Below are 20,450 nucleotides of genomic sequence, written 5' to 3' on the forward strand. Positions count from 1 at the left end.
GTGTCCTATTCGGCGGCTGCGGCCCCGTCCGGCAGCGCATAGGCGATCACGCTGTCGCCGCGCTTGGTGCCGAGCGAGCCGTGCCCGCCCGCCGCGACCAGCACATACTGCCGCCCGTCTGCGCCCTCGTAGGACATCGGCGTCGACTGGCCGCCGGCCGGCAGCCGGGCGCGCCAGAGCTGTTTGCCCGTCGTCACGTCGAAGCCGCGCACGTAATAGTCGAGCGTGCCGGAAATGAAGGCGACGCCGCCGGCGGTGATGACCGGACCGCCGAGATCCGGCACGCCCATCTCGAAGGGCAGGGGGATCGGCGAGGAATCGCGCACCGTGCCGTTCTTGTGCATCCAAACGGTCTCGCCGGTGGCAAGGTCGGAGCCGGCGACATAGCCCCAGGGCGGCGACTGGCAGGGCAGGCCGAGCACCGAGGTGAAGGGCGACAGCTCGACCGCATAGGGCGCGCCGAAATTCTCGTTCAGCGCCGGCAGGGCGCCTTCCGGCTGCGACTTGTTGACGACGAGGTCGCTGTCATTGTCGCGCGGCACCAGCTTCGAAACGAAGGCCAGATAGGCCGGCGTCGAGAACATCACGTCGCGCACCGGGTCGATGGCGACGCCGCCCCAGTTGAACACCCCGAAATTGCCCGGATAGACCAGCGAGCCTTCCAGTGACGGCGGCGTGTAGCGGCCCTCGTAGCGATAGTTATGGAAGGCGATGCGGCAGGCGAGCTGGTCGAACAGGGTGGCGCCCCACATGTCGGTCTCGCGGATCGCCGGCGGATCGAAGGACAGCGCCGAAACCGGCTGGGTCGGCGCGGTGAAGTCCGGTTTGACGGCACCGCCGGGGACCGGGCTCTCGACCACCGGCAGGGCCGGCTCGCCGGTGCGCCGGTCGAGGACGTAGACCTCGCCCTGCTTGGTCGGCTGCACGAGCACGGGCACGCTCTCGCCCCTGATGGTCAGGTCGAGCAGCGAGGGCTGCGACGGCACGTCGTAATCCCACAGATCGTGGTGGACGGTCTGGAACACCCAGCGCACTTCGCCGGTGGCGATGTCGAGCGCGACGACCGAGGAGGAGAAGCGCTCGACGGCATCGGAGCGGTTCGCGCCCCACTGGTCCGGGGGCTGGTTGCCGAGCGGCACATAGACCATGCCGAGCGCCTCGTCGGCCGCGGAGATCGACCAGGAATTGGGCGAGTTCGGCGTGTAGGTCTGACCTTCCGGCAGCGGCGCGGTCTGGTCCGGATTGCCCGAATCCCAGGCCCAGACGAGATCGCCCGTCTCGATGTCGTAGCCGCGGATGACGCCCGAGGCCTCGTTGGTGGAAACATTGTCGAGGACCGTGCCGCCGACGATGACGATATCCTGCGTCACGACGACCGGCGAGGTCGAGTAATAGGACCCCGGATTGACGTTCGGCATCTTCCGCCAGAGGTCGATCTGGCCGTCACCGCCACCAAAGCCGGCGCAGACGGCACCGGTGTCGAGGTTGAGGGCGATCAGCCGGCCGTCGGCGGTCGGCATGAACAGCTTGCCGTTACAGGTTTCGCTGGTGCGCGCGGCGGTCGCCGCCGCCACCGGCTGGTTGCTGGTGGGCGTCCCGCCCGGCGCGGCCGGTGCGGTCGTGGCGTCACCCGCCGCTGCCGGCTGGCCGTCGGTCTGGGGCGCGGCGAGCTGGCCGCTCTGCGCAAGCGCGGTGGCCGTGCCGGTGGGCGCGTCGGAGGCCGGCGACGTCGTATCCTCGGCCGGCGCGGCGGCCGCGTCGGCACTCGCCTGATCGGCCGTGCCCGGCGCCTGATAGGCGAGGCCCCGGCAGGTCAGGTGCTGCAGGGCGAGCTCGCCCTGGATCTGCGGATCGTAGCGCCAGATCTCCTCGCCGGTCGTGGCATCGAGGGCGATGACGTTCTGATGCGGCGTGCACAGATACAGCCGCTCGCCGATCTTCAGCGGGGTGACCTCAAAGGTGGTCTCCACCGGGTCGCCCGGCTGGGTCTCGTCGCCCGTATGGTACTCCCAGGCCACCTGGAGCCGGTCGACATTGTCCGGGGTGATCTGGTCCAGCGGCGCATAGCGCTGGCCGTAATTGGTGCGGCCGTACTGGTGCCATTCGCCGGGCGGCACGCCGAGATCGTTCGACGCGGTCTGGCGCTCCGGCAGCCGGCCCTCGACCGAGTGCAGATCGGTGAACCAGGAGATGCCGGCCACGACGAGGGCGATGACGAGGGCACCGGACAGCGCGAGACCCGATCCGCGCCGCGCCGACGGCGTCACGACGACGCCGTCCAGTGCCTGGGCCACATTGCGGCGACCGAGGCGCCGGGTGATCCACGGCAGGAGCAGGACGAGGCCGAGGATGAAGATGACGCCGCCGCGCGCTGCCAGCGGCCACCAGTCGAAGCCGACCTCCCAGATCGCCCAGACCAGCGTGCCGACGACGAGCGCGGCGTAGAGCGACAGCGCTTCAGGACGGCGGAACTGCAGGAGCAGCGCGGTCGCCAGCATGACGAGGCCGGCGATCAGATAGTACCAGGAACCGCCCGCGACGATCAGCCAGAGGCCGCCGCCGGTGAGGAACAGGCCGGCCAGGGCCAGGATCGCGATCGTGATGAGGGAGATGATCGAGCCGGGACCGGAGCGCATCGGACGTCCTTTCGCTGTGCAGCATGTCGGACCGACCTATCGCCCTCGGCCGGCATGTCCAGCCTTTGGCGCTTTTGGCAATGCAAAATGGACGGGCTACCGGTCACAGGTGCTCTCGCCGGCTCCCGCCCGTGCGGCCCGTGCTTCGGTTGCCGGGACTAGCCCGCCCGGGGGACGCGGCTACCGCTCCCCCAGCACCGAATAGGGGGCCGGGTAGGTCTGCTCCTCGAGGTTCGGCTGCTCGCCGCCGCGATCGACGACGACGAAGTCGCTGGTCTGGGAGAGCGACACGAGCGGATGGTGCCAGACATTGCGGGCATAGTTCACGCCCTGGCCTAGTGCGGCGAGGAAGGCCTCGGGCTCGCCGGGCTGGCCGTTCCGATCCGGCGCCACGACGATGAGGAACGGGACAGGCTGAAGCGGCACGAAGGCCTGGCTGCCCAGCGGGTGGCGCTCCATCATCCGGATCTCCACCGGGAAGGCGAAGGCCTGGCCGCGAAAGATGGAGATCAGCGGACGGCCGCCCTCCGTCGCGACATCCACATGGGCGAGATCGTGAAAGCGGGTGGTGGTGCCGCCATTGATCGCGAAATGCGCAGCGCCATCGGTCTCGATGACGTTGCCGAAGGGAGCGAAGGCTTCTTTCGTGAGCGGGCGCGCGAAAAGGGTCCGGTCGGTCGCGCTCATGATGCCTTGGTACCGTAGAGGCGCAGGCGCGACACGCCGCCATCGGGGAAGATGTCGAGGCGGACATGGGTCACCGGACCAAGATCATTCACGTCGTCGAAGGTCCGCTCTTCGTCGGCCGCCAGCCTGGTTTCGTCGAGGAGCAGCGGCCATGCGGCACTTTCCGCCTCGATGGAATCGGGCGCGGGATCGGCCTCCAGCCGCGCGGCGCGCAGGCTGAAACGGTCGGGGAAATTGCCCTTGAAGTGACGGGTATCGATCAGGAGGTTGGAGATGGCGCCCGCGGTGCCGAGCTTGAGGACGCACCAGTCGTTGCCGGGTCGGCGGCGGCGGGCGGTCTCCCAGCCATCGGCCATTACCGGCGCGCGGCCCGGCGCCAGCATGTTGGCGGGTGCGCCGTAGTGGGCGTCGTTCCATGCGATGGCGGTGCCGCCATTGGTGAGCGCGGCGAGATCGACCACCTCGTCGGCGCCGACCTCGGACCAGTCCTTGGCGATGGTGCCGTAGACCCGCAGGCGCGCAACGCCGCCATCGGGGTAGATGTGCAGGCGCAGCCAGCGGAACGGGCCGGCAGCGTCGCTGGCAACGATGTTGTGGCTGTCGCCCTTCAGATCCATACGCGGCACGATGGTCTGCCAGTCGTCCTCGCCCGGCGCGTCCACCGTGTCGGCCGCTTCGAGCGCGGCTTCCGGCGGGAAATTGCCGGTGAAGAAGGCGGTGTCGATGTCGATGGCGGCGATGGTGCCGCGCTGGCCGAGGCGGATGATCGCATGGTCGTGGCCGGGCGTGCGCTTGCGGCGCGATTCCCAGCCATCCATCCACTTGCCGTGGTCGTCGAAGCGGTCCGGGAAGAAGACCGGCGCCTCGGGCGCGATCATCCGGCTCTTGTCGGCAAAGAAGTCGTCGGTCGCGAAGGTGACCTCGGTGCCGAGCCGCGGATGGGCGAGATCCACATAGCGCTTCAGGAGGTCGTCGGCCTCCGGAGCGGGTTCGGCGGTGATGAAGCGTTCGGAGCTCATGCTGCGTCCTCGAAAATCTGGGCGATGCGCAGGCGGGCGATGCGCTCGACCTGCCGGCATGCGGTGGCGAATTCGGTGGCCTGGTCGTTGTCGACCCGCGCCTCGAAGGCGGCGAGGATGTCGTCTTTGGTTAGGCCTTTCACGGCGATGATGAAGGGAAAGCCGAAGCGCGCGACATAGCGCGTATTGAGATCGGTGAAGCGGGCGAGCTCCGCCTCGCTCAGCCGGTCGAGGCCGGCGCCGGCCTGTTCGGATTTCGACTGCTCGGTCAGGTCGCCGGCCAGCGCCAGCTTGCCGGCGAGATCGGGATGCGCCTTGAGGATGCCCAGCCGCTCGTCCCAGGAGGCGAGGCGGAAGGTCTGGATCATCGCGGCCGCAAGGCCTTCCGCCGTGTCGTTGGCGGCGCCGAGACCACGCGTCAGGGTGCGCTCGGCGATGAAGGGCGAATGCTCGAAGACCGAGCCAAACACGTCCACGAAGGCCGTTTTCGACAATCGGCTCGGCCGCCAGGGCGCGGCATGCGGAAAGCGCTCGCGCCAGTGGCGGGCAATGTCGATCCGCCGCGCGACCCAGACGTCGGGCTTCGACTGGACATAGTCGAGGAAGCGGGCCAGCGCCGCGGCGCGGCCGGGCCGCCCGACCAGCCGGCAGTGCAGGCCGATATTCAGCATCTTCGCCTGGCCGGCCTCGCCCTCCGCATAGAGGACGTCGAAGGCATCCTTCAGATAGGCGAAGAACTGGTCGCCGGAATTGAACCCCTGCGGGGTGGCGAAACGCATGTCGTTGGTGTCGAGCGTGTAGGGAACGACCAGAAGCGGCCCGGACTCTGTCTCCTGCCAGTAGGGCAGGTCGTCGGCATAGGCGTCGGAGGCGTAGAGGAAGCCGCCCTCTTCGGCGGCCAGCTCCAGCGTGTGCTGCGAGGAGCGGCCGGTGTACCAGCCGAGCGGGCGTTCGCCGGTGATCGCCGCATGCAGCGCGATGGCGTCCTGCATGTCCCGGCGCTCGTCCTCGCGGTCGTAGTCCTTGTATTCCACCCATTTCAGGCCGTGCGAGGCGATCTCCCAATCGGCCTCCTGCATCGCCGCGACCACGTCCGGGTTGCGCGCGAGCGCGGTGGCCACGCCATAGACCGTGACCGGCATGGCCCGTTCGGTGAACATGCGCCAGAGCCGCCAGAAGCCGGCGCGCGAACCGTATTCGTAGATCGATTCCATGTTCATGTGGCGCATGCCCGGCCAGGGCTGGGCGCCGACGATCTCCGACAGGAACGCCTCCGAGGCCGCGTCGCCGTGGAGGACGGAGTTCTCGCCGCCCTCCTCGTAATTGACGATGAACTGGACGCAGATCCTGGCGTCGCCACTGCCGCCCGGATTGGGCCATGCCGGGGCGGGGGGCGTGCGGCCGTAGCCGAGAAGGTCGCGCGGGTAGCGGGGTGATGTCATGCAGGCTCCGTCAGTCTGCACAAGAGATAGCCCGAACCCGGTCGTCTCTGGAAGCGTCGGTGAGAGACGCCGCGAAGGGTCAGCGGCGACCGCCCACCTCGTCGATATGCAGCAGCATGTCGGCGGGGTCCTCGTAGACCCGGAAGGCGCCGGCCCGCTCCAACTCGTTGGTGCCGTAGCCGCCGGACAGCAGCCCGACGCCGAGCGCCCGGCAGCGCTGCGCGGCCAGCATGTCCCAGATCGAATCGCCGACGACGATGGTGGTGTCGGTCGCAACGCCCAGCTTCTCGGCCGCGGCGATGAACAGGTCGGGATCGGGCTTGGCGTATTTGACCAGGTCGCGGGTGATCACCGGCACCTTGTCCGGATCGACGCCGAGCCGGTCGAGATTGTGCCGCGCGGTCTCCATCCGGCCGCTGGTGGCGATCGCCCATTTGACGCCCGCCTCGGTCAGCGCCGCCAGGAGCTCTTTCGCGCCGGGCAGCGGGCGCACCATGTGGGCGTGCCGGCCATAGGCCTCCGCATGGAGCTTGCGCAGGCGCTCCGAGGTCTCCTCGGTGATCTCGCGGTCGGTCTCGCGCAGCAGCTGGTTGGTGAACAGCCCGCCGCTCATGCCGATCTTGCGGTGAATGCGCCAGACCGACAGGGCGATGCCCTCCGAATCGAGCGCCTCCTGCCAGGCGATGACATGCTGGTAGACGCTGTCGACGAGGGTACCGTCGAGGTCGAAGAGGAAGGCCGGTCCGTCACGCATGTTCTGGCTCCATTGGTGTCGGCCATCCCCGCGGAACGGCTGTCACGGGGGATGTGTGGCGCCAAGGCGCTGCGGCGAGTGGATTATTGTGCAGCGCCCCGCTTTACGGCTCCGCACCGGGCGGTGCAGGATGCTGACCGGATGGTCAAAAAAGCAATGGAACGGCCTCGATGGGCGAAGCAGATCAGGCGCGGCTGACAACGCATGTGCTCGATACGAGTCTCGGTCGTCCCGGCTCCGGCATCGCCGTGGCGCTGACCCGGCTCGGCCCGGACGGCAGCCGCACGCTGGTCGCCGAGGCCGTGACCAATGCCGACGGGCGCTGTGACGCGCCGCTGATGGCGGGCGACGCCTTCGCGATCGGCGAATACGAGCTGGTCTTCGCGGCCGGCGCCTATTTCGACGCCATGGGCATCGACCTGCAGGAGCCGAAATTCCTCGGCGACGTGGTGCTGCGCTTCGGCATCGCCGAACGCACCCATTATCACGTGCCGCTGCTGCTCTCGCCCTTCGGCTATTCGACCTATCGGGGGAGCTGATGACGGCGATCTCCGCCCGGCCGATCCGCTTCGTCCTCAACGGCGAGGAACGCACCGTCCAGGGCGTCGCGACGACGACGACGCTGCTGGAATATCTGCGCCGCACCGAGCGGCTGACCGGCACCAAGGAAGGCTGCGCAGAGGGCGATTGCGGCGCCTGCACGGTGCTTCTGGCCGAATCCGACGGGGCGGGCGGCCTGCATCGCCGGGCCGTGAACGCCTGCATCCAGTTTCTGCCGGCAATGAACGGCCGCGCCATCGAGACCGTGGAGCATATCGGACGCGACGGGCCGCATCCGGTGCAGACCGCGATGGTCGAGCGTCACGGCAGCCAGTGCGGCTTCTGCACGCCGGGCTTCGTCATGCAGCTTCATGCGGGCTGGCTGACCGGCGCGATCTCGGACCGGGCATCGGTGAAGGACATGATCGCCGGCAATCTGTGCCGCTGCACCGGCTACGGTCCGATCATCGATGCCGGTCTCGATCTGGCCGCCGAGCCCGTGCCCGACAGGCGGGCAGAGGACGCGGTCCTCTCCCGCCGCCTGCGCGTCATCGAGGGCGACGCGGTCTTTGCCTATGAGAAGGATGGGGGCCGCTGGTTCGCGCCGACCAATGTCGACGATCTCGCCGACCTCTATGCCGAGCATCCCAACGCCGTGCTGGTCGCCGGAGCGACCGATGTCGGCCTCTGGGTCACCAAGCAGCATCGTGAGCTGCCGACCCTGATCGATGTCAGCCATGTCCGCGACCTGCGGGTGATCGAGGAAGCCGGCGGTCGGGTCTATTTCGGCGCGGCGGTCACCCATCGCGAAGCCCGCGACATCCTCGCCGACATTCATCCGGATCTCGGCGAGATGCTCCGCCGCTTTGCCGGCTACCAGATCCGCAATGCCGGCACGGTCGGCGGCAACATCGCCAACGGTTCGCCCATCGGCGATCTGCCACCCTGCCTGATCGCGCTCGGCGCGGTGCTGCATCTGCGCAAGGGCGACGATTTCCGCCAGGTGCCGCTGGAAGACTTCTTCCTCGAATATGGAAGGCAGGACCGCGCCAAGGGCGAGTTCGTCATCGCCGTCGAAGTGCCGCGACTCGAGGACGGCCAGCGCTTCTTCGCCCACAAGATCTCCAAGCGGCTGGATTCCGACATTTCGGCGGTCATGGCCGCCTTCCGCCTGACGGTCGAAGGCGAGGGGCCGGGCGCGCCGGTCACCGAAGCGCGGCTGGCCTTTGGCGGCATGGCGGGCGTTCCCAAGCGCGCCGCGCGGGCCGAGGCGATACTGGTCGGGCGACCGCTTGTCCCCGACGCCATCGAAGCCGCCGTCGCCGCGCTGGCGGAGGATTTCACGCCGCTGACCGACATGCGGGCCTCGGCCGGATACCGTCTGAAGACCGCGCAGAACCTGTTGCGGCGCTTCCTTTCTCAGGAAGGGGACGCGCCGCGCATGGGGCTGGCCGAAATTCTGCCGGAAGCGGTTGGCGAAACGGTCGGTGCGGCATCATGATCGATGAAACCCGCATCCAGGATCGCGGTGCGGCCGGCGAGCCGGCGCCCGCCGAACTCGGCGAGCAGCCGCCGGGCGAGGCCCGCGCCATTCGGGGCGGCGTCAGCGCGGCGCTCGCCCATGACAGCGGCGCCAAGCATGTCTCCGGCGCCGCCCGCTATATCGACGACGATCCGGAACTGCCGGGCACGCTTCATATCTTCATCGCCATGTCCGAGCGCGCCCATGCCCGCATCCTCTCGATGGATCTCGATGCGGTGCGCGCCGCACCGGGCGTTGTGGCGGTGCTGACGGCAGCCGACATTCCCGGCCAGAACGACTATTCGCCGGTCTTCGGCGACGATCCGATCTTCCCGCCGCTCGAAGGCGAGGGCGCCGTCGTCCAGTATGTCGGCCAGCCGATCTTCGCCGTCGCCGCCGAGACTGTCGCGGCGGCAAGGGCCGCGGCGAAATGCGCGACGATCGCCTATGAGGATCTGCCGGCGGCGATCGATCTCGACGCGGCGATCGCCATGGCCGACGAGGCCGGCGAGGATCTGCTGCCGCCGCACGAGATGCGGCTCGGCGATGCCGAGGCGGTGCTCAACACGGCCGATCAGCGCCTGCGCGGCCGGATCGAGATCGGCGGCCAGGACCATTTCTATCTGGAAGGTCAGATCGCCTCGGCGATCCCGGGCGAGGACGGCGACGTCCTGGTGCGCTCATCGACCCAGCATCCCTCGGAGGTCCAGCACAACGTTGCCAAGATGCTCGGGATTCCCGACCATGCGGTGACCGTCGAGGTGCGGCGCATGGGCGGCGGCTTCGGCGGCAAGGAAAGCCAGCCGGCACTGTTCGCCGCCGTCGCGGCGCTGGTGGCGGTGAAGACCGGCCGGCCGGCCAAATGCCGGCTCGACCGCGACGACGACATGGTCATGACCGGCAAGCGCCACGAGGTGCGGATCGAGTACGATCTCGGCTTCGACGCCGATGGGCGGATCGAAGCCGTCGATTTCGCCCATTTCGTGCGCTGCGGCTATTCCAAGGACCTGTCCGCGGCGATTGCCGACCGGGCGATGTTCCACGCCGACAACGCCTATGCGCTGCCCGCCGCGCGCATCCATTCGCGGCGGCTGAAGACGCATACGGTCTCCAACACGGCGTTTCGCGGCTTCGGCGGTCCGCAGGGCATGGTCGGCATCGAGCGCGCCATGGACCGGATCGCCTTTGCCACCGGCCTCGATCCGCTCGACGTGCGCAAGCGCAATGTCTATCCGGCGCCCGGCAGCGGGACCGGCCCGGCGTCGACCCCCTACCACATGCCGGTGACCGATTCGGTCATCGGCGAGATCCTCGAGGAACTGGAGGCGAGCTGCGCCTATCGAGCCCGGCGCGAAAAGATCGCGGCCTTCAACGCCGCCAATCCGGTACTGAAGAAGGGGCTTGCCCTGACGCCGGTGAAGTTCGGCATCTCCTTCACCACCAGCCATCTCAACCAGGCCGGCGCCCTCGTCCATGTCTACAAGGACGGCTCGGTGACGCTGAACCATGGCGGCACCGAGATGGGGCAGGGGCTGTTCACCAAGGTGGCGCAGGTCGTCGCCGAGGAATTCCAGATCGACATCGACCGGGTGAAGATCACCGGCACCACCACAGGCAAGGTCCCCAATACCTCGGCAACCGCCGCCTCGTCCGGCTCGGATCTCAACGGCATGGCAGCGCAGGCGGCCGCGCGCACCATCAAGGACCGGCTGATCGACTATGCCGTGGAGCGCTATCACGTGCCCCGCGACCAGGTCGTGTTCGAGGCCAACCGGGTGCGGATCGGCAATGCCGAGAAACGCTTCTCCGATCTCGTCGGCGAGGCCTATCTGGCGCGCATCTCCCTGTCCTCGACTGGCTTCTACGCCACGCCGGGCATCAGCTACGATCGCGACAATGCCCGCGGCACGCCCTTCTATTACTTCGCCTATGGGGCGGCCTGTTCGGAAGTCGTGATCGATACGCTGACCGGCGAGTACCGGCTCTTGCGCACCGACATTCTCCACGATGTCGGCCGGTCGCTGAACCCGGCCATCGACCGGGGCCAGATCGAGGGCGGCTTCATCCAGGGCATGGGCTGGCTGACCATGGAAGAGCTCTGGTGGGACGAAGCCGGACGGCTCAGGACCCATGCGCCCTCGACCTACAAGATCCCGACGGCCAACGACCGGCCGGACGATTTCCGCCTGGCGATCTGGGAGAAGGGCGAGAACCGTTCCGAGACGATCTATCGCTCCAAAGCCGTCGGCGAACCGCCCTTCATGCTGGCGATCTCGGTGTTCTCGGCCCTGACCGATGCGATCATCGCGGCGGGTGACGGCCGGGCCTTCCCCGATCTCGACGTGCCGGCGACGCCCGAGCGGGTGCTGGCGGCCGTAGACAGCGTGCGGGGCGCCGCATGAGCGTCGCGGCCGCCCTGCGCGCGGCGCTTGCCGCGGGTGATCCAGCCGTCCTCGTCACGGTGACGGAGGTTCGCGGCTCGACCCCGCGCGAAGCCGGCGCGGCGATGCTGGTCACGGCGGACGGCATGGCCGGCACGATCGGCGGCGGGCGGCTGGAATTCGAGGCCATCGAACGCGCCCGCATGATGCTGGAGGCCGGTGAGGACACGGCTCAGATGGACGTGCCCCTCGGCCCCGAGATCGGCCAGTGCTGCGGCGGCCGCGTCCGGCTCGACCTTGCCCCCGCCGACGATGCCGCGCTGCAGGCCTTGACGAGGGACGACGAAGTCCGGCGCGCAGCCCAGCCGACCGTGCTGATCTTCGGTGCGGGCCATACCGGGCGCGCGCTGGCGACGGCGCTGGCGCTGCTGCCCTTCTCGGTGCGGCTCGTCGACAGCCGGCCGGAGACGCTGCACGGCCTGCCCGACACCGTCACGACGGTCGCCGCCGCGCTGCCCGAGGCCGAAGTGGACGCCGCACCCCCGGGCGCCGCCTATGTGGTGATGACCCACGAGCACTCGCTTGACTTCCTCATCGCCGGCGCGGCGCTGGCGCGCGGCGATGCCGCCTATGTCGGTATGATCGGCTCGGCGACCAAGCGCGAGCGGCTGCGCCGCGATCTGGAAGCCGCCGGATGTGGCGGCGACATCGATCGGCTGACCTTGCCGATCGGCGGTGCTGCGGTGCGGGACAAGCGGCCCGAAGTGATCGCCGCGCTGACGGCTGCCGAGCTGGCGACCTGCCTGCTTTCCAGTCAACAGGAAATAGTGATCGATCGCTTTGCAGCTGCGTCTGCGCGGTGCAATAGTGCGCCAGTCCGATCAACGAGGTGACCCGCTCCGCCATGGCGCCACGGCTGCAGCTTTCCGGTATCACGAAGCGCTTTCCGGGCGTCGTCGCCAACGAGGCGGTGTCGTTTTCCGTGGCGCCCGGAGAGATTCACGCCCTCCTGGGTGAGAACGGCGCCGGCAAGTCGACCCTCGTCAAGATCATCTACGGTGTCCAGAAGGCCGATGAGGGCGAGATCGCCTTCGACGGCCACGCGGTGTCCATCGACTCGCCGCGCGAGGCGCGGGCCCTCGGCATCGGCATGGTGTTCCAGCATTTCTCGCTGTTCGAGGCGATGACGGTGCTGGAGAACATCGCGCTGGGCATGGACAACCCCCCGCCGCGCCGCGAGCTGGAGGCCGCTGTCCGCGACGTCCTCGAGACCTACAAGCTCACCCTCGACCCGCACCGCTACGTCCACACCCTGTCGGTGGGCGAGCGCCAGCGCATCGAGATCGTGCGGGCTCTGTTGCAGCGCCCGAAGCTGCTGATCATGGACGAGCCCACCTCGGTGCTCACGCCCCAGGAGGTGGAGCAGCTCTTCGACACGCTGCGGCGCCTCGCCTCCGAGGGCTGCTCGATCCTCTACATTTCCCACAAGCTGCACGAGATCAAGGAACTCTGCGGATCGGCGACCATCCTGCGCGGCGGCAAGGTGGTCGCCACCTGCGATCCGCGCGCCGAATCGGCGCGCTCCATGGCCGAGCTGATGATCGGCGGCAGCCTGAAGGATCTGGCGCCGCGCGAAGGCGAATGCTCCGGCGCCAACCGGCTGGTGGTCGAGGCGCTGTCGATGGCCGGCGAGCCGCCCTTCGGCACCAGCCTCGCCGACGTCTCCTTCGCGGTGCGGGCCGGCGAGATCTTCGGCATTGCCGGCGTCGCGGGCAACGGCCAGAACGAGCTTCTCTCGGCACTGTCGGGCGAGCGCGCCGACTATGAGGGCGGGGCGATCACCCTCGACGATACGCCGATCACCCACCTCTCGGTGACCGGGCGCCGTGTCGCCGGCCTGGCGACCCTGCCGGAGGAACGCAACGGCCACGCCGCCGTGCCGGGGCTTTCGCTCGCCGAGAACGCCATCCTGTCGGCGCGCCGACGCAAGGGGCTGGTGTCGGGCGGCATCATCCGCGCCGGGGCCGCACGCCGCTTTGCCGCCGCGGTCATCGACGCCTTTTCGGTGAAGGCCACCGGTCCGGCGGCCTCGGCCGCCAGCCTGTCGGGTGGCAATCTGCAGAAATTCGTCATGGGCCGGGAGATCATGCAGGAGCCGGCGGTACTGGTCGTCTCGCAGCCGACCTGGGGTGTCGATGCCGGCGCGGCCTCCTTCATCCGCCAGGCGATGGTCGATCTGGCCGGCAAGGGCACGGCGATCGTCGTGGTCAGCCAGGACCTCGACGAGCTTCTGGAATTCTGCGACCGCATGGCGGTCATCAATGGGGGACATCTGTCGGATGCGATGGAGGTGAAGGGCATTTCGGTCGAACGGGTCGGGCTGCTGATGGGCGGTGTCCATGGCGAGGCCGATCAGCCGCCGGCCACCGCGGAGCGGGCCGCCTGATGGCCTTCGTTCTCGAACCGCGGCGTGAGCCGAGCCGGGCCATGATGCTGGCCGCCCCGGTGATCGCGGTCGCCCTTACCCTCGTCGTCGGTGCGCTGCTGTTCACGCTGCTCGGCCATAACGGCGCGCTGGCGGTCTACGAGATCTTCGTGCGGCCGCTGTTCAATCCCTATCGCTGGCAGGATCTGCTGGTGAAGGCCGCGCCGCTGGCGATCATCGCCACGGGCCTCGCCATCGGCTTTCGCGCCAATGTCTGGAACATCGGCGCCGAGGGGCAGTACATTCTGGGCGGCCTCGCCGGCACCGGCATCGCGCTCGCCACGCTCGATCTCGACGGCGGCTGGGTCCTGCCGCTGATGGTCGTCGCCGGCATCCTCGGCGGCATGGCCTGGGCGGCGGTGCCGGCCTTTCTCAAGACGCGGATGAACGTCAACGAGATCCTGTCGAGCCTGATGCTCAACTACGTGGCGATCCAGCTCCTGTATTATCTGATGCGCGGGCCGTGGAAGGACCCGATGGGCTTCAACTTCCCGCAGACGGCGATGTTCTCGGCGGCGCAGACGCTGCCCGTCGCCGTGCCGGGTACGCTGATCCATCTCGGCATCCCGATCGCCGCGGCGTTGGCGCTGACCGCCTGGTTCCTGATCGCCCGCTCGATAACCGGCTTCCAGATCCGCGTCGTCGGCCTTGCCCCGCGCGCGGCGCGCTATGGCGGCTTCCGGCAATCCTCCACCGTCTGGCTGGCGCTGATGGTCGGCGGCGGCATGGCCGGGCTTGCCGGCATCCTCGAGGCCAGCGGTCCCTTCGGGCAGATGGTCCCGCAATTTCCCACCGGCTACGGCTACACGGCGATCATCGTCGCCTTTCTCGGCCGGCTCAATCCGCTTGGCATCCTGCTCGCCGCACTCGTGCTGGCGCTGACCTATGTCGGCGGCGAAAGCGCCCAGACGGCGCTCGGCCTGCCATCGGCGGCCGCGGGCGTCTTCCAGGCAATGATGCTGTTCTTCCTGCTGGCGACGGACATTCTGGTGCGCTACCGGCTGGCGTGGCGCCGGCCGGCCGCCGGCCATCCGCTGCCGGCGGCCGGCCAGGGCGCAACCAAGACCCGCGCGGAGGCCGCGACCGCATGACCCTTGCGCTGTTCATCACCATCCTGATGACGGTCGCCGCCGCCGCGACCCCGCTGTTGATCGCGGCGCTCGGCGAACTCGTCGTCGAGAAGTCCGGCGTCCTCAATCTCGGCGTCGAGGGCATGATGCTGATCGGCGCGGTCACCGGTTTTGCCGTGGCGTCGGTCACCGGCGTGCCGGCGGTCGGCGCAATCGCCGCCATGGGCGCAGGCGCGCTCGCGGCCCTGATCTTCGCCGTCCTGACCCTGAGCCTGATGGCCAACCAGGTCGCGACCGGACTGGCGCTGACGATCTTCGGCACCGGCGTCTCGGCGCTGCTCGGCGCACCCTATGTCGGCATCACCACGACGCCCCTCGGCCCGGTCTTTCCGGACGCGCTGGCGGCCGACCCGATCTGGCGGATACTCTTCGGTCATTCGCCGCTGGTCTATGCGGGGCTTCTCCTGACGCTCGGCGTGTGGTGGTTCCTGAAACACAGCCGGCCGGGGCTGATCCTGCGCGCCGTCGGCGAGAGCGACAGCGCCGCCCATTCGATCGGCTATCCGGTGCTGAAGATCCGTTATCTGGCGGTGCTGTTCGGCGGCGCCATGGCCGGTCTCGGCGGCTGCTATTATTCGCTGGTGCTGACGCCGATGTGGGCCGAGCGACTGACCGCCGGGCGCGGCTGGATCGCCATCGCGCTGGTGGTCTTCGCCTCCTGGCGACCGGGCCGGGTGCTCGCCGGGGCGTATCTCTTCGGCGCGGTGATCACGCTGGAGCTGCAGGCCAAGGCGGCCGGGCTCAATTTCTTCGCGCCCGAGCTTCTGGCGAGCCTTCCCTATCTGGCGACGGTGCTCGTCCTGGCAATCATTTCCGCCGGCCGGCGCGGGGCCGGTACGGCGGCGCCGGCCTGTCTCGGCCAACCCTTCAGGGCCAGTGCCTGAACCCGTTCACGAACACGAAAAGGAGTCCCAGATGTTCGACACCACCAGACGCCGACTGATGGCCGGAGCCGTCGGGCTCGCCGCCACCGCAACCTTCGCCCTGCCGGCCTTCGCGCAGGACGGCAAGGACACCGTCAAGGCCGCCTTCGTCTATGTCGGTCCGATCGGCGATTTCGGCTGGACCTACGCCCACGACCAGGGCCGCAAATATCTCGAGGAGAAGCTCGGCGACAAGGTCGAGACCTCCTATGTCGAGAACGTCGCAGAAGGCCCGGACGCCGAGCGCGTCATCCGCCAGCTCGCCCAGGAAGGCAACGACATCATCTTCACGACGTCGTTCGGCTTCATGAACCCGACCATCAAGGTGGCCAAGCAGTTCCCGGACGTGAAGTTCGAGCACGCGACCGGCTACCAGACCGGCTCGGACAACATGGGCCTGTACAATTCGCGCTTCTATCAGGGCCGCGCCGTGCTCGGCACGATCGCCGGCATGATGTCGGAGACGGGCAAGGCCGGCTACATCGCCTCCTTCCCGATCCCCGAGGTGGTGATGGGCATCAACGCCTTCACCCTGGCGGCCCGCAAGGTCAATCCGGAGTTCACCACCCAGGTCGTCTGGGTCTCGTCCTGGTACGACCCGGCCAAGGAAGCCGACGCCGCCAAGGCGCTGCTGAGCCAGGGTGCCGACGTCATCACCCAGCACACCGACTCGCCGGCTCCGCTGCAGGCCGCCGAAGAGGCCGGCGCCATCGCCTTCGGCCAGGCCTGGGACATGACCAGCTTCGCGCCGAACGCCCACATGACCGCGATCGTCGACCAGTGGGGTCCCTATTACGTCAAGCGGGTCGAGGCGCTGCTGGACGGCACCTGGGAAGCCGACAATGTCTGGCTCGGCATGGCCGAGGGCGAGGTCGAGATGGGCCCGTTCAACGACAAGATGCCCGATGATGTGAAGGCCGCCGCCCAGAAGATCGTCGACGAGACCAAGGCCGGCAATTACGAGATCTTCACCGGACCGATCAAGGATCAGGCCGGCGAGGAGCGCGCTGCCGAGGGTGAGGTCATCCCCGACGGCGACCTCCTCAAGATGGATTGGTATGTCGAGGGCGTGCAGAACTGATCACGCCTTGAGTTGCGGAGCGGTCCCGTCGCGGACCGTTCCGGCCAGCCTGTCGGCGGCGGAGCGTCCCTCTGGACCTTTCGCCGCCGTTTTCACGTAAGGGACGTTTCGCCGATGTGGACCTATTTTGCCGAATGGCTGGGCTTCGCCGTGCGTTGGGTGCATGTGATCACCGCCATCGCGTGGATCGGCTCGTCCTTCTATTTCATCGCCCTCGATCTCGGCCTCAGGCGCTCGCGGCAACTGCCGGAAGGCGTCGGCGGCGAGGCCTGGCAGGTGCATGGCGGCGGCTTCTACCATGTGCAGAAATACATGGTCGCGCCGGGCCACATGCCCGAGGATCTGACCTGGTTCAAATGGGAGAGCTACGCCACCTGGCTGTCGGGGGCGGCCCTCCTGTTCCTGGTCTATTACGTCGGGGCCGAGCTCTATCTGATCGACCCGAGCCGCGCCGACCTGCCGGTCTGGGGCGCGACGGCCATCGGTATCGGCGGACTGGCGCTTGGCTGGCTGGTCTATGACGGGCTCTGCAAGTCGCCGCTGAAGAACAACGACACGGCGCTGCTGGCGGCGCTGTTCGTCTATGTGGTGCTGGCGAGCTATCTCTTCGCGCAGGTGTTTTCCGGCCGCGGCGCCATGCTCCACACCGGCGCGATGATCGCGACGATCATGACCGCCAACGTCTTCCTGACCATCATCCCGAACCAGACCATCGTCGTCGCCGACCTCAAGGCCGGGCGCACGCCGGAGGCGCGGCTTGGCAAGGAGGCCAAGCAGCGCTCGCTGCACAACAACTACCTGACCCTGCCGGTCATCTTCCTGATGCTGTCGAACCACTACCCGCTGGCCTTCGCCACCGAGTGGAACTGGGCGATCGCCGGGCTGGTGCTCCTCATCGGTGCGGTGATCCGGCATTTCTTCAACACCATGCATGCGACCGGCCGGCAGCTCTGGTGGTGCTGGGCCGTCGCCGGCGTGCTGTTTGCCGCCGTCATCACTTTGTCCGGTGCGCCCGGCTGGAGCAACGAACCCGCTGCCGCCGAGGAGGGCGCCGGCCGCCGCTGGGACGGCGACCCGCAGCTGGCGCTGGCGGCCTCGCCCCATTTCGAGGACGCGCAGGCCATCGTCATGGCGCGCTGCTCCATGTGCCATGCCGACGAACCGCTCTGGCCCGGCATCGGCCACGCGCCCGGCAATGTGCGGCTGGAGACGGCCGACGAGATCATCCACTTCGCGCCGCTGATCGAGCGGCAGGCGGTGCGCAGCCATGCCATGCCGCCCGGCAACGTCACCGGTCTCGAGCCGGCCGAGCGCGAGACGCTGGCGGCCTGGATCGCCTCGGGTTCCGGCCTCTACGTGGCAGGAGCCTCACGGTGAAGCGCCCCGGTGGCGGCACCGCGCTCCGGGCGCGGCTTCTGTGGTTCGACGCCGATCCGGCCGAGGAGGGCGAGGCGCGTGCCGTGCGCTATGTCGCGGACGGCATCGTCGTCGTAGAGAACGGCGTCATCCGCGAGGTGGGCGAGGCAGCCGATATCCTGCGCCGGTTGTCGCCCGACACGACCCTCGTCGACCACCGTCCGCATCTGCTGATGCCGGGCTTCATCGACCCGCACCTGCACATGCCCCAGACCCAGGTCATCGCCTCCTATGGCACCGAACTGATGGAATGGCTGGCGAAATACACCTTCCCGGAGGAAAGCCGCTACGGCGATCCGGTCGTCGCCGAGGCCGCCTCGCGCTTCCTCTTCGACGAATTGCTGGCCAACGGCACCACCACCGCCGGGGTCTATTGCACCAGCCATCCCGAAAGCGTCGACGCCTTCTTCGCCGAGGCCGGGCGGCGCGGCATGCGCATGGTCGCCGGCAAGGTGATGATGGACCGCAACGCCCCCGCGGCGCTGCTCGACACGGCCGAGACCGGCTACCAGCAGTCCAAGGCGCTGATCGAGCGCTGGCATGGCAAGGGCCGGCTCGACTATGCCATCACGCCGCGCTTCGCGCCGACCTCCACCGAGGCGCAGCTGGAAGCCTGCGAGACGCTGGCGGGCGAGTATCCCGAGCTGCATATCCAGACGCATTTGTCCGAGAACGCCGCCGAGATCGCCTTCGTGCGCGAGGCGTTCGCCTGGTCGAAGGACTATACCGAGGTCTACGAGCGCTACGGCCTCGTGCGGCCCAAGGCGATGTTCGGCCATTGCATCCATCTGTCCGAGCGCGAACGCGGCGCCCTGGCGGCGGGCGGGGCGACGGCGGTGTTCTGCCCGACCTCGAACCTGTTCCTTGGCTCCGGCCTGTTCGATCTCGCCGGCATGCGCGAGGCCGGTATCCTTTCCGGCATCGCGACCGATATCGGCGGCGGCACCAGCTATTCCATGCTGCGGACCGCATCCGAAGGCTACAAGGTGCTCGCCCTTGCCGGCCAGCGTCTGCCGGCCTTCGACGCCTTCCATATGCTGACCGCCGGCAATGCGGCCGCCATGGGCCTCGACAATCGCATCGGCCGGATCGCGCCGGGCATGGAGGCCGATTTCGTCGTTCTCGACAGCCACGCGACCGCCGCCATGCGCCGGCGCATGGAGCGGGTCGAGACGCTGGAGGAGGAGCTCTTCGCGCTGATCGTGCTCGGCGACGACCGGGCGACGGTGGCGACCTATGTCGAGGGTCGCCGCGCCTATGACCGGGCGCTGCCCGCACGCACCCTACCGCCGCGCGCCGATCCGGCGCTGATGCCCGCAACCGGCAGCCAGGGCGAGGCACCACAGTGAGCGCATGGTTCGGGGGCCGCGCAACCGGCTGAAATTGCTGGCTGCACCATAAAAGTCGCTGCAATGCCGCGACATGACGCCATTGCCGTCTATCTCTTCTCCAGACCATGCCGCCCGGGCGGCGCTGGAGAAGGAACATCGGATGCGACTAGTACGATACGGCGAGGCCGGCAACGAGAAGCCGGGACTGATCGACGACGATCACGTGCTGCGGGATCTGTCGGAGGATGTCGGCGACATCGCCGGCGAATTCCTCGGCCGGGCCCAGATGGAGCGAATCCGGGCGATTGATCCCAAGAGCCTCGCCAAGGCCGACCCGTCGCACCGCATCGGCTCGCCCGTCGGCCGCGTCGGCAATTTCATCGCGGTCGGGCTCAACTACAGCGACCACGCCAAGGAGACCGGCGCCGACATCCCGAAGGAGCCGATCCTTTTCAACAAGGCACCCTCCTGCATCGTCGGTCCCCATGACGACGTCGTCGTGCCGCGCGGCTCCGACAAGCTCGACTGGGAGGTCGAGATCGCCGTCGTGATCGGCGACGAGGCCAGCTACGTCTCGGAGGCCGATGCGATGGATCACGTCGCCGGCTTCTGCCTCTGCCACGACGTTTCCGAGCGCAGCTTCCAGATCGAGCGCGGCGGCCAGTGGATGAAGGGCAAGAGTGCCCCGACCTTCGGCCCGCTCGGCCCCTGGCTGGTGACGCCCGACACGCTGGGCGACCCGCAGGCCGTCGATCTCTGGCTCGACGTCAATGGCGAGCGCATGCAGACCGGCTCCACCGCGACGATGATCTTCGGGGTCCGCACGCTGGTCTCGTACATCTCGCAGTTCATGCGGCTGATGCCCGGCGACGTCATCACCACCGGCACGCCGCCCGGTGTCGGCATGGGAATGAAGCCGCCGGTCTTCCTGAAGCCGGGCGATATCGTCACCCTGGGCGGCACCCATCTGGGCGAGCAGCGTCAGACCGTCCGCGCCGCCACCGCCTGAGCGGACCGTCCCGCCTGCAACGGATGCGGGGCGGGACGGAACATTGCGCCTGCGGGCGGCTTTCTTCTTCGACGGCGGCGCTGCCCGGTCGCTT

16 protein-coding genes are annotated in these 20,450 nt (G+C 68.5%); 11 read left to right on the forward strand and 5 right to left on the reverse strand.

What is annotated here, in order from left to right; translation table 11 throughout:
* Positions 1 to 5: 5 nt before the first annotated feature.
* The 5 genes from J3367_RS08805 to J3367_RS08825 form a co-directional block, all read right to left on the reverse strand.
* Positions 6 to 2,636: a glucose/quinate/shikimate family membrane-bound PQQ-dependent dehydrogenase gene (locus J3367_RS08805; RefSeq protein WP_024349762.1), complete on the reverse strand. Its 2,631-nt coding sequence runs from the start codon at positions 2,634 to 2,636 to the stop codon at positions 6 to 8.
* Between the two features lie 180 nt (positions 2,637 to 2,816).
* Entirely contained in the window at positions 2,817 to 3,323 is a 507-nt protein-coding gene (locus tag J3367_RS08810; protein ID WP_024349763.1) for an ureidoglycolate lyase, read from the reverse strand.
* On the reverse strand, positions 3,320 to 4,342 hold the full coding sequence (gene alc, locus J3367_RS08815) for an allantoicase (protein WP_024349764.1): 1,023 nt from the start codon (positions 4,340 to 4,342) through the stop codon (positions 3,320 to 3,322). Before alc ends, J3367_RS08810 begins: the two co-directional genes overlap by 4 nt.
* Positions 4,339 to 5,784: an allantoinase PuuE gene (gene puuE / locus J3367_RS08820; protein ID WP_024349765.1), complete on the reverse strand. Its 1,446-nt coding sequence runs from the start codon at positions 5,782 to 5,784 to the stop codon at positions 4,339 to 4,341. The genes alc and puuE overlap by 4 nt, the downstream gene beginning before the upstream one ends.
* Before the next feature lie 79 nt (positions 5,785 to 5,863).
* Complete coding sequence (locus tag J3367_RS08825) at positions 5,864 to 6,538, reverse strand: HAD family hydrolase (RefSeq protein WP_024349766.1); 675 nt, start codon at positions 6,536 to 6,538, stop codon at positions 5,864 to 5,866.
* 170 nt (positions 6,539 to 6,708) lie between these two features.
* Between J3367_RS08825 and uraH the strand changes: the two genes are divergently transcribed.
* From uraH to J3367_RS08880, 11 genes are all read left to right on the forward strand, one after another.
* Entirely contained in the window at positions 6,709 to 7,077 is a 369-nt protein-coding gene (gene uraH, locus J3367_RS08830; protein WP_024349767.1) for a hydroxyisourate hydrolase, read from the forward strand.
* Positions 7,077 to 8,579 (forward strand): xanthine dehydrogenase small subunit, encoded by a 1,503-nt coding sequence (xdhA, locus tag J3367_RS08835; RefSeq protein WP_024349768.1) that lies wholly within the window; start codon positions 7,077 to 7,079, stop codon positions 8,577 to 8,579. The genes uraH and xdhA overlap by 1 nt, the downstream gene beginning before the upstream one ends.
* Entirely contained in the window at positions 8,576 to 11,002 is a 2,427-nt protein-coding gene (gene xdhB, locus J3367_RS08840) for a xanthine dehydrogenase molybdopterin binding subunit (protein ID WP_029702855.1), read from the forward strand. The genes xdhA and xdhB overlap by 4 nt, the downstream gene beginning before the upstream one ends.
* The gene (gene xdhC / locus J3367_RS08845) at positions 10,999 to 11,874 is read left to right on the forward strand and encodes a xanthine dehydrogenase accessory protein XdhC (protein ID WP_024349770.1); all 876 of its coding nucleotides are present in this window, start codon (positions 10,999 to 11,001) and stop codon (positions 11,872 to 11,874) included. The genes xdhB and xdhC overlap by 4 nt, the downstream gene beginning before the upstream one ends.
* Before the next feature lie 11 nt (positions 11,875 to 11,885).
* Positions 11,886 to 13,427, forward strand: coding sequence for an ABC transporter ATP-binding protein (locus J3367_RS08850; protein ID WP_024349771.1), 1,542 nt, complete (start codon positions 11,886 to 11,888; stop codon positions 13,425 to 13,427).
* Entirely contained in the window at positions 13,427 to 14,557 is a 1,131-nt protein-coding gene (locus J3367_RS08855) for an ABC transporter permease (protein ID WP_009210829.1), read from the forward strand. Before J3367_RS08850 ends, J3367_RS08855 begins: the two co-directional genes overlap by 1 nt.
* A complete protein-coding gene (locus J3367_RS08860) occupies positions 14,554 to 15,480 on the forward strand; it encodes an ABC transporter permease (protein ID WP_421460709.1) in 927 nt (308 codons plus the stop codon). Before J3367_RS08855 ends, J3367_RS08860 begins: the two co-directional genes overlap by 4 nt.
* Before the next feature lie 31 nt (positions 15,481 to 15,511).
* On the forward strand, positions 15,512 to 16,600 hold the full coding sequence (locus J3367_RS08865; RefSeq protein ID WP_024349773.1) for a BMP family ABC transporter substrate-binding protein: 1,089 nt from the start codon (positions 15,512 to 15,514) through the stop codon (positions 16,598 to 16,600).
* A gap of 114 nt (positions 16,601 to 16,714) precedes the next feature.
* The gene (locus tag J3367_RS08870; protein WP_024349774.1) at positions 16,715 to 17,977 is read left to right on the forward strand and encodes a urate hydroxylase PuuD; all 1,263 of its coding nucleotides are present in this window, start codon (positions 16,715 to 16,717) and stop codon (positions 17,975 to 17,977) included.
* On the forward strand, positions 17,974 to 19,365 hold the full coding sequence (gene guaD, locus J3367_RS08875) for a guanine deaminase (protein ID WP_024349775.1): 1,392 nt from the start codon (positions 17,974 to 17,976) through the stop codon (positions 19,363 to 19,365). Before J3367_RS08870 ends, guaD begins: the two co-directional genes overlap by 4 nt.
* A 142-nt stretch (positions 19,366 to 19,507) precedes the next feature.
* Positions 19,508 to 20,356 carry a fumarylacetoacetate hydrolase family protein gene (locus tag J3367_RS08880; RefSeq protein ID WP_024349776.1) on the forward strand — a complete coding sequence of 283 codons (849 nt, stop codon included), beginning with the start codon at positions 19,508 to 19,510 and terminating at the stop codon, positions 20,354 to 20,356.
* The last annotated feature ends 94 nt before the right edge of the window (positions 20,357 to 20,450 follow it).

Source organism: Aurantimonas sp. NFXS3, assembly GCF_049132005.1.
GTDB lineage: Bacteria > Pseudomonadota > Alphaproteobacteria > Rhizobiales > Rhizobiaceae > Aurantimonas > Aurantimonas coralicida.